Raw genomic sequence first — 14885 nt, 5'->3', positions numbered from 1 at the left:
TTTTAAAATTTTCAGGAAAACACCTAACTGTGTAGTAACAAGGCTTTTATAGGGTTATCAAAGATTGTCGGGTAACGATTTGGTAACGGTGCTTATTGCTTTGTATTTCAATGTGTTTCCATTGACTCACTGGCAAATATACAAAAATGTTAGATGACAGTGCATACATTTATAAGCTCTTAACTCATGTGGTATTGAAAAAAGACTTAAATTTGCTGTTCTAACCAAATCGGTCTTATGACTTTTTTCCGCAGACAGACCAGTGAAAAAAGTGCCTATGAAGGACTTTATTTTCGTTACAAACATGATATTTTTGCCTGTATCACACGTAAAGTGGAAAACAGGGATGATGTATTGGATGTAATGCAGGAAGTTTGTATCCATTTATGGAAATCAAGAGATAAGATTTTTTCCGGAAATGCAGAAGCTATTATTTTTAATACCTGTAAACAGGAAATCTCAAAATTTTATCGAAGAACTAATAAGAAACTATATTCGGAGGAACTGTTTTATGATCTTGAAGATAGTTCTGCACAGGAATTTAAAGCAGTAAAAAAGAAAGAACATCAATTAGTAGCCCTCGAAAAAAGCATCGAGCTCATTATCCCTCCGCTGCGCAAGACAATTTTTAAGATGAGTAAATTACAGGGAATACCGCATGAGCAGATTGCAACGCAGCTTGATATGTCAAAAGGTGCAGTCGAAAATCAAATTGCCAAAGCCATGATTTTCCTGAAAAAATACCATTCAAACTGTTAAAAATAGTTAAACTTTCCTAAAAATAGTTAATTTCCACTTGCAAGGGGGTGTGTTTTTGTGAGTTCTGTCCTAATATATATAAAGGACCTCTCATCATGGAAGAAAAACCACCCCGCTTACAGCCGCTCACTCCCCAAGAGGACCGTTTGCTGTTGGAGAAAGTCGAAATATGGCATCGCAGACAACAACGGATCAAGATAATTTCGGCATCTGCTATTATTATCATCCTATCCATTGGAAGTACAATCGGATACAACGCCGTCATAAAACCTGACGTATATTTTGCCCAATCCGGGCTTGAAAATGTATTGTTGAGCGATGGCTCACGGGTTACTTTATCTAAAGGAGCTAAACTAACGGTGGAAAAATCCTTTCCCTCCAATACAAGAGAAGTATTGCTCGAAGGCGATGCCGTATTCAATGTCGCAAAATCCAAAGTACATCCTTTCATTGTTCACGGAAAGGGATATGAAACTAAAGTATTAGGAACCATTTTTAAAGTCTCTCAAAGTGGCAAGACTTTCAAAGTAGATCTCTTTGAGGGAAAGGTTTTGGTATATAAAACAGGTCGTCCCAAAGATCCCGTTCCATTGGCACCCAAACAAACATTTACCAATTATGGGATTTCAGGGGCAACCTCTGTCAGTGAAACTGAGGATAAAAGTGCTACTGTATCAAAAGATAAATCTGCAAGCTTAACATTCAATGAATGCCCAATAAACGATGCAGTACAGGTTATTGAGAAGACATATGGCATAAAAGTACAATATAGCACAGAACTGAAGAACACGAAAATTACGATCACGGTGCCAAACGCTACCGCAGATGCATTTATCCAAACGCTGGGAATACAGCTTAATCTAAATACCAGACAAAGCAATGATTCAACATTTGAACTGGAAAAATAGGCTATGGTGCCTGATGACCCCCGCCATGATTCCTGATAGATAGGAAAAGTTTGTACAAAACGACCGACGGAGGCAACCGTCGGTCACGTACTAAACTAATAACAAAATCTTCACCGAGTTAATAATTTAAATACCATGCAAAAATATGAAAAATATTTGCACGCTTGTCCTATTCCTTCTATTAGGAATTACGCTTGTAAGCGGACAGCAAAAAAACCACTCACAAATGAGGGTTAATTACGAAGCAGGGAAAATTTCTGCCATAGATGCCGTTAAAGGTTTTCTGATGGAAAACAAAATCAATGCATATGCTTATTCCACAGATCACCTAAAAAATTACAGAATACAAGGTGTCAAATGCAACAATGAAAGCGTATTAGACTGCCTTAGAAAGATACTCAAAGGCTTACCTTTCGAGGCTCTTATTTATCAAAACACGGTTATTATCCGACAGAAACCCCAGAAAGTATCTGCTGATTCAAATAAAGAGGAAGTCACGCCACTTTTAGCAATAGATCAAAAAGAAGAGGATACTACGGCTTTGAGCAACAGGGAAACCAAGATCGAAGAAATTACGCTCAATGCCGGTTATTATTCGGTAAAGGATAAAGAGCGTACCGGAAGTATTGCCAAAGTTACGGCTAAAGACATCGAAAACCAGCCTGTAAACAATGTACTGTCTACCTTACAGGGACGTATGGCAGGAGTCAGCATTACCCAAAATTCAGGCGTGCCGGGTGGTGGCTTTGATATTCAGATCAGGGGAAAAAACAGCTTGCGCTATGACGGGAGTTTTCCGTTAATCGTTATAGATGGTGTCCCTGCCAATAGTCAATCCAATGCCATAGGCTCCTTATCCAACGGAATTATCCCAAAGGGAGAAGCCAGCCCCTTAAATGCTCTGAACATGAACGATATCGAAAGCATTGAAGTCCTAAAAGATGCCGATGCCACGGCTATATACGGTTCAAGGGGTGCAAACGGGGTGGTATTGATCACGACAAAGAAAGGGAAAAATCAAGTCACCTCCTATGTGTTGGATCTTAACACCTCTGTAAGCAAAACGAGCCGTTTTTTAGAACTGGCTAATACTGAACAATATCTACAGATGCGAAAAGATGCCTACAAAAATGATGGTATTACTAATTATCCGGCCAATACCTTTGACCTAAACGGAACATGGGACCGGAACCGCTATACTGATTGGTATAAAGAATTTATAGGAAAAACGTTTCTTAACCAACAGGCACAATTGTCTGTCAGTGGTGGTAACGAGCTTACCCGCTTTTTCATGAGCGTTAACCATCTGGAACAGTCTACCGCCTACGGAAATGGCTTTCGCTATCAAAAGATGGGTATCGATTTTAGCGCCACCCATCAATCAAAAGACAAAAAATTCACGATCAGTCCGACTATTTTGTATTCTTATCAAAGAAACAATCTTTTTGAAGCCGATCTTACCAATCAAGTATTCCTTACGCCAAATGCACCTGCGATTTACCTGCCTGACGGCACCCTTAACTGGGCAAACAATACATTTGCCAATCCGCTCGCCAAACTGAACAATGAATATAAAAATAAAATATATACCCTGTATGTTCAATTAACAACCGAATACAAGATCTCAAAAGATTTCATGCTCAAACTCAGCGGCGGGTTTACCAATACGGACCAAAAAGAAGTCCGAACAAATCCTTCCACAGCCTCTAATCCAAGCCTGGGCAGGACAAGCCGGAATTCGGTAATTTATTTTGGAAATGTGAATAGATACAGCTGGATTTTAGAGCCACAGCTTCATTGGACAAAAAAATGGAAAAGACATCAGTTTAATGCGTTGCTTGGTTCTACATTTGAATCAAAAAACGAAGAACTATTCAGGGTACAAGGCAGTGATTTCACTTCCAATGACCTGATTTATAACCTTTCCAATGCAAAGATCCAAAAAGTGAACGAGGACACCGAAACAGCTTATCGGTATATGGCCATTTTCGGAAGGTTCAATTATGGCTTTTTAGGCCGGTACTTCGTTAATCTGACCGCGAGAAGAGACGGCTCCAGCAGGTTTGGTTCAAATAACCGTTTTGCAAATTTTGGGGCAGTAGGTACTGCCTGGATATTTTCAAAAGAAGAATTTTTAAAAGACAATCCGATCGTAAGTTTTGGCAAGTTAAGGGGAAGCTATGGGATTGCAGGCAGTGATCTTATTGGAGACTACCAATTCCTTAATACCTATACCATTTCATCTACGTTTTATGACGGAAATACGGGATTATACCCATCCCGTTTGTACAATCCCAATTTTAGTTGGGAAAAAACAAAAAAATTAGAAACTGCTTTAGAACTGGGACTGCTTCAAGATAAAATATCTATTACGGCATCCTGGTACCGAAACCGTTCTTCTAATCAGTTGGTAGGTATTCCTTTACCATCTACCACAGGATTTCCTACAATACTGAGTAATTTTCCGGCGACAGTACAAAATTCGGGGTTTGAATTCGATCTTGGTTTTTCACCTGTTCAAAAAACACCTTTTAAATGGAGTACATCGTTAAACCTCAGTATACCAAAAAGTAAATTATTGGCTTTTGACAATATTGCTTCTACCACTTATGCAAATTCATATATCGTAGGAGCGTCTATGAATATTAAGAAAGTCTATGAATTTAAAGGCATAAATCCAACTACAGGCATCTACCAATTTACCGATCTTAACGGTGATGGAAAAATTGATATCAACGACCGAACAAAAACGGTAAAATATGGCACCAGACTTTATGGTGGACTTACTGGCCAGTTTTCTTACAAAAAAATATCGTTAGGCTTCCTTTTGCAGTTTGCAAAACAAAATCTCTATAGTCTTGATTACTCATTGCCCGGAATTGGAACGATGAGAAATATACCGACCTATATGTTGGATTACTGGACTCCAGAGCATACCAATGGCAGCTACCAATTACCGACGACGGGACTCAATTCTGATGCTGTTAAGGCACAAACCCTATATCAAAATAGCGATGCGGCAATCGTGGATGCTTCGTTTGTAAGACTTAACAATATACAGTTATCATATGCAGTTCCCCTAAAGGAATTATCTATGATACTCACACTTCAGGGCCAAAACCTGTTTACCATAACGGGTTACAAAGGGTTATCGCCTGAAGCTGAAGGAATCTATCTTCCATTTATCAAAACATATTCATTCAATATTACACTAAAATTCTGATCATGAAAAACTATATACATTACTACGTACTTTTGGTGCTTACTGCCCTTTCAATGACGGCCAGTTGTGAAAATTTTCTGGAGGTTGATGCCCCCAAAAACCAAATATCCCAAACTTCGGTATTCAGAAACAAAGAAACAGCAACTGCTGCCCTGACCGATGTATACACCAATTTAAGATTCAAGGGCATCCTTACAGGAGATACCTCGGGGATGAATTATTTACTGGGATGCTACACCGATGAGCTGACATCAGTCACCGCCCAGCAGACAGACTTTAGGACTTTTTACGAATTAGGCATACAACCCAATAATTTGGCGGTCAACGGATTTTGGACCAATGCCTATCAGCAGATATATGCTGTAAATAATATCATTGAAGGTGTACAGGAAAACAGCTCTTATCTTGATACCGCTACCGTAAACCAACTTTTGGGCGAAGCTTTCTTTATCAGAGCTCTTCTGCATTTTTATCTTGTGAACCTATACGGCCAAATTCCCTATGTACAGTCAACCAGCTATATTGTTAACCAACATATTTCAAAAAAAACAGTTCCGGAAGTTTACAGTCTTTTGATTCAGGATTTACTGGCAGCTGAGGCAAAGCTCGGTAATAGCTATCCGGGAACCGGACGGACAAGAGCCAACAGATCCACGGCACAATTGCTTCTTTCCAGAGCCTACCTTTATCAAAATAATTGGGCGTTGGCAAAAGAATATGCTTTAAAGGTAATCGCAAATCCGGATTATGCTGTTGTTCAAAATTTGGACCTAGCCTTTCTGAAGGACTCCAAAAGTGCTGTACTTCAGTTTATGCCTGTTGAGACAGGTGCAAATACCTTAGAAGGACAATATTTTATTTTTCAAACCCTGCCACCGGCTAATGCTGTACTCTCTTCAAATTTCATGAACTCATTTGAGAATGGAGATTTACGGAAAGTTAAATGGACTAAAGAAGTGTCTAACAGCCAAAGTACTTTTTACCATCCCTTCAAATACAAGCAAAATAACAAAACGGCTGCTTCTGTAGAATATACCGTTGTTTTCCGTATTGAAGAAGCTTACCTGATATTGGCGGAAGCAGAAAACGAGATGGGCAACGTGGCGCAGTCCAAGATATACCTCAATGTTATTCGGTCAAAAGCAGGCTTGCAGGGTGATGGTTCATCATCTCAGACTCAGTTGCGCTTAGCCATCCTCGATGAAAGACGACATGAACTTTTCACTGAATTTGGACACCGCTTTTTTGATCTGAAAAGGAATGAGCTTTTAGACCAGAAGATGTTACCCGAAAAACCTCATTGGAAAACCTATTTCAAAAACCTACCCTTGCCAGAACAGGAAATCTTAATTAATCAAAATCTTAAACCACAAAATGAAGGCTACTAAATTATTTTTTGCTGTTTTTTATTTAGTGTTCCCCCTTTTTCTATATGGACAAAACACCAACTCACAGTGGTATCAGGTTTTCAATAAAACAGTAACCAAAAATGGGAAGTGGCTATATTTTGTAAAATATTACGAGAATGGGAAACAGGAAGGTGTTTTGCAGAATGGTTCAACATTGAAAATGATGGTCTTTGAAAATCCGAACAACGTTTACCTTGATGATAAAGTTTTCATACTACGGAATAACGATAATACTGTTTTTATCAGAAACTTGAAAAAACAGGAGGAACTTCAATTTCAGAATATTTCGGATTTCACCTATGATCCAGATACCGGAAATACTATATTAACAACACCTGGAAAGGATATTTCGATTGTAGACAATACAGGTTCCATCCGTTATAAATCAACTGCGATTGAAAAGACTGTGATTGCAAAAGGTAATTTATGGATTAGAAAGAAAAATGTAATATCACTTCTTAATTTAAAAAATCTTAAAGAAAAAATCATTACAGATAATTTTCAAATCTGGACCGTACTGAAGGAAACGGTGAGCCCGGAAGAAAAACTAATAAAATTGCTATTGAAAAAGGACAGTATATTCCTTACAAGGTTCTATGATTTTGATGGGCACCTTCAATTGGAGAAGAACCTTCCATCAGTAATAGCGAATTATCCGATATATAACTTTGCATCGAGCCACCTAACTGCTTCAAAGCAACCTTTTAAAGAGCAGCTAAAGAATATTGATACCCTTGAAGTCTGGTCTTCGCAGGACATGGGGTTAAAGCCAAAGATTATGAAATACAAGGCCCAAGCTTATACTGATTTGATATTAGATCTGAATACAGGCAAACAATACGATAATCCATATATTTTTGGGGCAACCCGCAGTTCGCTCATTTTTGGCAATAACGTAATTTTAGATTTTTACGACCTTGAAAATGATGATTTCATGGAAGAGATCACACCCCCTACTTTCAGGCTCCGGGATATAAAGTCCGGTAAAACTATTTTTTCTGTGGACCGTATAGACGGTCAGTATTTTCATGTCGCCAAAAAGTTTAACCAATTGTTTTATTTTAAGAACAAAGATTGGTGGATGTACGATTACGATAAAAGAAAAGCAGTAAACTTAACAGTTGATCTCGGTACAAATTTTTATCAGTTCAACAGGCTAAACGAAAAAGTTACTATTGCAATAAGTAGGTTGTTTCTAAGTAAAGACAACAAAAAAGTATTTTTGACAGATGAAAATGATATCTGGAAGTATGACCTGACAACCAATAAAGCAATTAGGCTCACCCATTCTGTTGATAAGCATATTTCCTACCGGATACTTAATAACAGCTTCAATGAGCCAGTTCAAAGATTAGCAGGAACCAAATCCAGCGAAATAGACGAGAATTTTCTATTACTTGATATTAGCAAAGACGATGGCTCTGCACAAGCTCTTGCGGTCTACCGAGATCAGAAAATTGATATCATCGAGGCTCTGAATGCAAATACGATCAGCCAATTGGTATATTCAGAAAACGCAGTTACCTATGTAACCGAAAATGGAAATGAGCCGTATGTCCTGAAGTTGTACAATTTTAATTCCAAAAAAAAGAGTACTGTATATCTCAGCAATAAAGAGATTTTTGAACCTTCACTTTTCCCCCGTACAAAAGTACACTTTTGGAAAGGCAAGGATGAGGAATCCAATTATTGCTCGGTGGTACTGCCTCCGGATTACAACACGTCAAAAAAGTACCCGGTCATCGTTAGGATTTATGAGAATGAGGCCAAAGGTTACAAGGATTTTGTTTATCCAAGCTACTATAACCAGAACGGTTTCAACCGTTCCCTTTTTGCCATGAACGGTTACATTATCCTATTGCCCCGTATAATTTATAAGCAAAATGAACCTGGCCAGTCTGCATTATCGGGTATAGAAACAGCAATCAGCAAGATGGCTTCAATCTATAATATTGATCTGAACCGGATCGGAATCATAGGACATTCCTTCGGGGGATTTGAGGTAAATTATCTTGTATCCCACTCCAATATTTTCAAAGCTGCCATCAGCGGGGCATCCATATCAGACATCACTGCCTCGTACTTCTCGATGAATCAGAATTCGCTCCGTCCTGATATCTATCGATATACTGATCAGAGTTTCAGGTTCACAGGTTCCTTTTATGATATTAAAGACGTATACTATGAAACAAATCCGATTTTCCATGCAGACAAAATTAATACTCCCTTACTGCTTTGGGCAGGCAAAGAAGATTATCATGTCAACTGGAACCAGAGTGTTTCGATGTTTATTGCACTGCAAAGCCTAAAAAAAGATTCTAAATTATTATTGTTTCCAAAAGAGGTTCATGTGCTCCTGAAAAAAGAAAACCAGAAAGAGGCAACAATAAGGTTTATACAATGGTTTGATTATTATCTCAAAGATTATAAGCGCCCGCCCTGGTTTAATTGATAAGAAAGGTGTCCGAAAATTTCGGACACCTTTCTTTTTTAAGGTTTGTACAAGAAATCAGGACAACCTGTGCCGTTGATCTGGCGCAGTTGATTTGCAGAACCATCGGTACAAATAAACGAGGTTTGCACATCACTACATTGAATTTCTGTGTTAACACAGGTTTCACTCAGCTCATCATAACGGTATCCGTCATGCATTGCTGTTTTTTTGGTTGAGTTGGTTGCAAAAGCACCTACAGCGGCAATCATGACAATAGCAACTGGTAACACCATTTTTTTAAACCTTTTCATAATTTAAAGTTTTAAAGTTAATGCCTACTCTCTATCAACGGGTTTTCGGCTTCCCCCGGTTCTTGAAGTTTTGTATCATGTTTTTTGTAAAGTGATATCTTGTAAGCATGGTTCCGGAGAGTACAAACAGGTACCTATCTGTGACCAACATGTTGGAAATCTTATTTTTTCCGTTATCCGGCAAATAAAAGCTGCCTACATAAGACGGCTTGTCCACATTATAAACATCGATAATCGATGAGTTTTTCCATTGCTTTTTCGGTTCATATTTTCCGATCACCCCGGATTCGTTGAAAAGAAGATTTTGATGAACAACAGTTTTCTTATTGACAGTAAGCGGTGGAGCGTTCATAGTGCGTTTGCCATCTGACAGTAAGACTACTTTGATTTTTGCCTTTGAATTGGTATCGATCGTGTTTTGTCTATGCAACAAACTCAGGTTTTTATCGATGCTCAAAACTTGGTTACGATAGGAATAGATGTAATAAAAATTATTCACGTTCTTATCATCGCTCAGCAATTGACCATCTGTATCAAAAATGCCGTCCTGCTGTTTTTCTAATAATTGGTCATTTATTGATAGTCTGGGCTGAGCAGCGGAATTTATAGTTCCCAATACGTGATTTCTGGCAGCGCTGCTCTGGGTTCGGATGGCAAAACGGCTGCTGTCGAGAACTACCATTTCATCAAAATAGCCATCATGGTAGCTGATCGTTTTTGCTTTGGATTCACTCAGTCTACCCTGATATATTACCGGAATAGAGCCATCATAGAGATAATAGTAAGGGGCCTTCACCCGGAACTTTAATGCACGAAAAATGTGGGTTATCTGGTCGGGCTCGACTTTTAAAATCGTCACGGCATGAATACTTGTATCTAAGGTAACGAGTGTCAAAGGAGCGGTATAATTGCCCAGAAATATTTTCCCATCTGCTGAACCTGCGAAATAATAGGAATTGACCTTAAGATCATAACTTTTATCTTCTATAATTGGATGGTTAAGATATCTCCGCGTAAAGTTGTTTTCTTTTTTAATAATATTCTCGGAAAGCAGAAATAGACAGATCACCAATCCCGCAGAAACAAGACCTATGCCCAATGCGTTGATACTCGTTGTGAATTTGGAAATTGAATTCGAATCACCTAAAATGAAAATACCGATAACTGAGGTAAGGATACAGCCAATATTAAAAATCAAATGCTCTGTCCAACCAAGCTTTTCTAAGATACCACCACATGAGCAGGGTACGAAATCACTGTAATTTAAAATGAGATAAATGTAAACAGTGAAACTTACCATGATTGCCAGTGACAGATACAATCCAAGTAGTCTGCTTGCTTTGATACAGAGTAAGGCTGCAATGATGAGCTCGGTAACAATTACTGCGTAAGAGATAAATCCGGCATAGGCACTCAGCAATGGTGACTGCGCCAGCTGTACTTGAAAATTCTCAAAATCCAGCACCTTGCTTACACTGGCATAACAGAATAGCAAGACAAAAAAGTAAGCAAAAATAGCCGGCAATATTTGGATGAGTTTTCTCATTGGAGCTTTGTTCGTTTTCCTGAAGTAAAGCTGACCAATAAAAAAATATAAAAGATTGAAAATAGTACTAAAAACATGTCAAAAAGTATAAAAAACATTGAAGAAAGTACTCAGTACATTGAAAATAGTACCAAAGTTTTGAAATGGCCGGATTTCGGCTAAATTTCATCATATAATTTTGGGATGGAATCTATAGGAAACTTATACCTCTTGCAGAACATAACATACATGAATTACCCTCAAAGTATGGCAAAATTGCGTATTTCAATGAAAGTGACCCCTCTGTTTCGGCTCAAACTGACCGCCTGACTAGCTGCCGAGCGTGGTAGCGAATGCCCCACGAAGTCTTACCAAAGATAATTAATTCTCAAAATCCCACGATCTCTCACCGAGCAAAAGTAGCTTAACCTAACTATCATTCCTTTCACCCGCCTTTTTGGAACTCAACAGACTTTTAGATCAGACCGATCTGACAGGGATTTCAAGACCACCACAAATAAGCCCCTATAAGCGACTCAACTCTCAATCTGGACTAACACCATGTCCGCAGGGCACATCAGCTCCTAGCGGCTATTATTTAGCCTCAAAATTTAAAGACCAGTGGAATCATTTGGATTGAAAAAAGTGGCCTGAGAGGTAAAAGGGGTCACTTTGTCCCGAAATGAGGGGGTCAACTTGGGGCGGAATGGAGCGGCAGTTTAATTGCGGAATGAAGGGGTCAGTTTTGCCGAAACTCCCACGTATTATGTTGAACAACATCTAAATAACCTCTTCCTGCGTCTTTCCTAAAGTAAAAATTTGTTTCAAGCCCTCTGTCCCCAAACATTTTCTGGTATCTGTTTATTAAATTATTTGTGTAAGTATGTTTCGCAGTTCCTGCAAATCTCCCTGTACCACCAATTGCATTTTCTGCTTTCTGTGCCGCTCTAGTGACAAGTTGCAAATCTGTCAGATATACAATGCTGCATTTCTTTTAACAAGCCTATCTATAAAATCATTTCAAATTAGAATTTCTATTTGATTTTAAAATTTAGGGCATTGATTTTCAATACCCTAAATCATCATTAATACACCTGGAAAATTATGGTATTTCCGTTCAACTTAGAGTTAAATCATATTCTTTCGGAGAATTTTCATTTGTTACCAAACGCCAACCTTCTTGTAATTTCTTTTCTGCTATGTTACCAACATAAAAAACGTCTATCTTTTTAAAATTCTTTTTTATTTTGGAAGAGAAGAGATTGTATAATTCCTTTGAATCACGATCGTCAGAAATGCTCGCGACTCTACCAGCAACTATTATATTGCCCTTTTCCTGAAAAATACCACCAAGCTTCAATTCAATTGATTTACGATTAACCATTTGATCAACAGCAAATTTCATCCCTCCTTTTATTTGTGGTACTTCTCTAATATTCAGTTCTGTACTTGATTTTAAAATCATATAAGTATCAATTCTATTCCAATCTCCTGATAATGCAATTCCTACATTTGGCGTATCAAATATGGAATTGTATTTAGGTACCTCTCTGCTATCAAGAAGTCCTGCCTTGTAATAACAAATATCGACATCTGATTCAATCTCATGAAGTATTTGCTTAATATCATCCAACACTATAAAAAACATCGTTTGTTTACTTTTCATATTTTTATTTTTTAGGAATTAATAATAAATGTTCTCCCGATCCAATTTGAGTTCTGATTCTTATAGCATTTCTAAGCTCTCTAGTACTTGGCGTAATTCCGTTTCGTAATACGTCAACTGTATTTATTCTTAATGTTGGATATTTCGGATGGCTTGCTGTCAAATCCAAATAAGAGCCACCTTTTCTGCCCCCGCCTAATGGTCTTAAAAATTCTTCGGCTCTTTGTCCACCACCACCTGTAATAGTATATCCTTTACTTTCTAATCGAGCTGCAATTTTAGCGATCTGAGCTCTAGTTGCGGAATTCCCTAAACGTCCTCCAATACTAGCTTCTACTTTTACTATACCTTTAACACCACTTAAACCGAGAGGAACATCTCCCATTAAAGGAGCAACATTTGTAATTCTACCATCAGAATTTACCTGATAAGATAGTCCATTAGAATCCGACCATTCTCGGGGGCTCATAAATGACCAAATTTTACCTAAAAAGCTTTCCTTAGCAGGTAATACCTGATCACCAATTCTATTTTGGAAACTATAAACATCAACAGATTCATTATTCAAGTTCCATGCTTCCATGTACTTATTAACATGGCTTCGGATTCGTGATGCCCAAAAGAAACTGCTTCCGGAGAGCTTAATTTCAGGAATATTAACAAAGGCATCTCCAATACCTCCCTCAGCATAATTGGTATTAAGACTTTGATAACTTCCGTCATACCCTAAGCTTACATTATTTCCATTTGCAAAACCAGATCCCGTATTACCCCAACTTCCGCCTACGCCAAACGCGGTGTTAATTAATCCCTGGGCAGAGCCACCACTGTTTCCTTCACCTCCTGATGGGCTTAGAGAACCAAAGCCATAACTATCCCCAAGGTTTCCACCTCCTAAGCCCAGCCAGTTTGGATTGGTCCAGCTTGAACCACCACCTCCTCCTTCGCTTTCATCGGCAATCTTCAGCTGATGCATCGGAGCCATTCCATCAGGATCGGTAAAGCTTATGGGGTTATTAAAGACATAGTTATAAGGCGAATACCTTCTCATCATTTCAGCCAGCGGGTCTATTACCCCCCATCGGCCAATGTCAGCCATGTACATTCTAGCGCCGTAATCACTCCAGCCTGTTTCTTTCTGTAGCTCTTTACCGTTATACTGGTAATTATAAGCAGGATTCCCAACTAAAACATTGTAACCTTCATGCTTTAATCCAAAAGGATAGTAGTTGTTTTCTTCAAGAACTTCTGCGCCGCCATTCAGGTTCTTGGAGTAGCTTAAACGCACACTTCCCAAATGGTCTGTATAGCTGTAAATATACTTATTATTTTCAAAATTGTAATAGCCCTCAGCGGTAGGAACAAATTTTAAGATAAGATTTGTCCCTCCCTTTTTTCCTGTAGGAGTTTCATACTGAAACCCATCTACATATTCTGTAATTTGGGTTAATAGCGTGGTGGTAGTACCTAAAGGATCAACAATAGGAGGAGTATAGTTATAAATTTTCTTAAGTTTAGTTCCATCTGCACGATAGGTATAAGATGTATTTTCATTAATCATTCCTGTTCGTGTTGATAACCCCTTATCAAACTTTAGATAATTAGGAAGATCAAGATGATTGTAATAGATCTGTAAGATTCCTTTATCTTTATGATCCGTCATATTCCCATTATCATCATAAGAAATGATAGCCCCGGAGGTATCAGGATAGCCACTGTAGTTTCCTGAAGTGTCAGTAACCGTATTAAGCTTATTCCCTGTATAATTATAGGTAAGATCATCAATAAGCTGCGCTGTTCCTGAACTACTTTTCCCATTTCTCTGCAATGAAGTCATATTTCCGTTCAGATCATAAGCTAAAGTTTCATTAAAGAAATCGTTCTGTGGAACAGAAGCCCCCGGTTCAGAATAAATTCCCTTTTTAAGCCTGTTCAGTCCATCATACTGGTAATTATACTGTCTTAAAACCTGGTCTAAAGCCGTTTTCCATGTCACTTCTGTAATATTGCCATCGTATTTCCCCCCAGAAACAGTTGTATTCAGAGGATTAAAATACTTTAGTTCATAGCCGAAAAGTTTGGTTCCGAGTGCAGCCGGATCATTGATTTTGATAAGCGCACCACGGATGTCATACTGGTAATCGATGCTTTGAAGTCCGCCCCCTACTTTCTTGTTGGAAAGCTGTGAAAGCTCATTATAGGTATTTTCCGTTAACAGTTCCACAGGACCGCTGTCTACCTGATGGCGATGTTTTAAGACCCGGTATTGATTATCGTAATCAAAGCTTTGGGAAATTACCTTTTCGGTATCGGTACTGAGTCTTTTATGGTATACTTTAGATTGTTTTGCTACCCCCACAAAATCCAGTTCTGATTCTGTTCTGGTGGTTCCACCCAAATGATTAATGCTGTACGTGCCTAATGCTCTTCCTTTTTTATCGTAGTAGACATAATTTTTAGTCCAGTTATCATCTTCTATATTCTTTACAAGGCTCAGGGTAGGCATTGCCTGGGTGTTCACCGGAGCATTTTGTGTATCGGTAATCACTGGCTCTCCCAATATGGTGGAAGGAAAAGCAGGATTGAAGCTGTAGGAAGGGTATGTGTCGTAATAATTGATACTTAAAATTGATTGAGTATCTGATGGAAA

At 38.4% G+C, this 14885-nt stretch carries 9 protein-coding genes; 5 read left to right on the top strand and 4 right to left on the bottom strand.

Annotated features, from left to right (window positions below; genetic code table 11):
* Positions 1 to 237 precede the first annotated feature (237 nt).
* From DRF61_RS20550 to DRF61_RS20530, 5 genes are all read left to right on the top strand, one after another.
* Positions 238 to 759, top strand: coding sequence for an RNA polymerase sigma factor (locus DRF61_RS20550; RefSeq protein WP_111960591.1), 522 nt, complete (start codon positions 238 to 240; stop codon positions 757 to 759).
* A 95-nt stretch (positions 760 to 854) separates the two neighbouring features.
* On the top strand, positions 855 to 1667 hold the full coding sequence (locus tag DRF61_RS20545; RefSeq protein ID WP_111960589.1) for a FecR family protein: 813 nt from the start codon (positions 855 to 857) through the stop codon (positions 1665 to 1667).
* A 145-nt stretch (positions 1668 to 1812) separates the two neighbouring features.
* Complete coding sequence (locus DRF61_RS20540; protein WP_111960587.1) at positions 1813 to 4890, top strand: SusC/RagA family TonB-linked outer membrane protein; 3078 nt, start codon at positions 1813 to 1815, stop codon at positions 4888 to 4890.
* A 2-nt stretch (positions 4891 to 4892) separates the two neighbouring features.
* Positions 4893 to 6278: a RagB/SusD family nutrient uptake outer membrane protein gene (locus tag DRF61_RS20535; RefSeq protein WP_111960585.1), complete on the top strand. Its 1386-nt coding sequence runs from the start codon at positions 4893 to 4895 to the stop codon at positions 6276 to 6278.
* Complete coding sequence (locus DRF61_RS20530) at positions 6265 to 8751, top strand: alpha/beta hydrolase family protein (RefSeq protein ID WP_111960583.1); 2487 nt, start codon at positions 6265 to 6267, stop codon at positions 8749 to 8751. The genes DRF61_RS20535 and DRF61_RS20530 overlap by 14 nt, the downstream gene beginning before the upstream one ends.
* Positions 8752 to 8789: 38 nt before the next feature.
* On the opposite strand, the gene DRF61_RS20525 is transcribed toward DRF61_RS20530, so the two are convergent.
* From DRF61_RS20525 to DRF61_RS20505, 4 genes are all read right to left on the bottom strand, one after another.
* The gene (locus tag DRF61_RS20525; protein ID WP_111960581.1) at positions 8790 to 9044 is read right to left on the bottom strand and encodes a DUF6520 family protein; all 255 of its coding nucleotides are present in this window, start codon (positions 9042 to 9044) and stop codon (positions 8790 to 8792) included.
* A gap of 34 nt (positions 9045 to 9078) precedes the next feature.
* Complete coding sequence (locus DRF61_RS20520; RefSeq protein WP_111960579.1) at positions 9079 to 10590, bottom strand: MauE/DoxX family redox-associated membrane protein; 1512 nt, start codon at positions 10588 to 10590, stop codon at positions 9079 to 9081.
* Between the two features lie 1096 nt (positions 10591 to 11686).
* Positions 11687 to 12235 carry a hypothetical protein gene (locus DRF61_RS20510; protein WP_111960575.1) on the bottom strand — a complete coding sequence of 183 codons (549 nt, stop codon included), beginning with the start codon at positions 12233 to 12235 and terminating at the stop codon, positions 11687 to 11689.
* A 4-nt stretch (positions 12236 to 12239) separates the two neighbouring features.
* Positions 12240 to 14885 (bottom strand): RHS repeat domain-containing protein (locus tag DRF61_RS20505; protein WP_167409452.1); only part of this gene is annotated, 2646 nt, incomplete at its 5' end.

The organism is Chryseobacterium lathyri (assembly GCF_003290185.1).
Classification (GTDB): domain Bacteria; phylum Bacteroidota; class Bacteroidia; order Flavobacteriales; family Weeksellaceae; genus Chryseobacterium; species Chryseobacterium lathyri.
Note: the sequence above shows the minus strand (reverse complement) of the source record. Positions and strands in the feature narration are given on the sequence as shown.